The 611-nt window shown below is 74.3% G+C and carries 2 protein-coding genes; one reads left to right on the top strand and one right to left on the bottom strand.

The annotated features are described in order from the left end of the window. Positions 1 to 375 (top strand): hypothetical protein (locus tag AC5RWQ_RS30300; RefSeq protein WP_494286017.1); only part of this gene is annotated, 375 nt, incomplete at its 5' end. A gap of 32 nt (positions 376 to 407) precedes the next feature. Here the strand turns inward: AC5RWQ_RS30300 and AC5RWQ_RS30295 are convergent. Next, positions 408 to 611: DUF4916 domain-containing protein (locus AC5RWQ_RS30295; RefSeq protein WP_494286016.1), on the bottom strand; the 204-nt coding region annotated here is incomplete at its 5' end.

Genomic DNA, 611 nt, shown 5'->3' with positions numbered 1-611 from the left:
ACCAAGGGCCGCACCTACGCGCTGGCGCTCCAGTTGGCCAGCGTCACCGGCGACACCCAGCTGATGTCCGGGGACGTGGTGGACGAGACGACCGGCGCGACGGTGACCCACATCGGCAGCTTCAGCCTGCCGTCGACGTCGGGCCGTTTCAAGGCCGCCGACTCCGGCTTCATCGAGCCCTACCGGACCGCCGGCTGCCGTCAGCAGGTCACCGTGACCTACGGCGCCCCGGTCGGGACGGAGGACGGCACCGACTACACCGGCGGCCTGCCGACGGTCACCGACCCGTCGTCCGGCAGCTGCCTGAGCACCACGTCCACCACCACCGCCGGGGGCCGCCAGGTCACGGTGACCGGCGACTCCTACACCGGGTAGCGCAGGGGGCCGGCCCCGGCGGCCGGCCCCCGTCAGGCCAGGCGGCCCACGTGGGCCAGGGCCTGCTTGAGGAGGATGCCGCGGCCGCCCGGCATCTCCTCCTGGAGCTGCGGCGAGGACGCCTCCTCGGGGGTGAACCAGACCAGGTCCAGCGCGTCCTGCCGCGGCCGGCAGTCCCCGGCCACCGGCACCACGTACGCGAGCGAGACCGCGTGCTGCCGCGGGTCGTGGTAGGA

Source organism: Micromonospora sp. BS32, assembly GCF_059089345.1.
The sequence above is the reverse complement of the archived record's forward strand: the minus strand, read 5'-3'. Positions and strand labels throughout refer to the sequence as shown.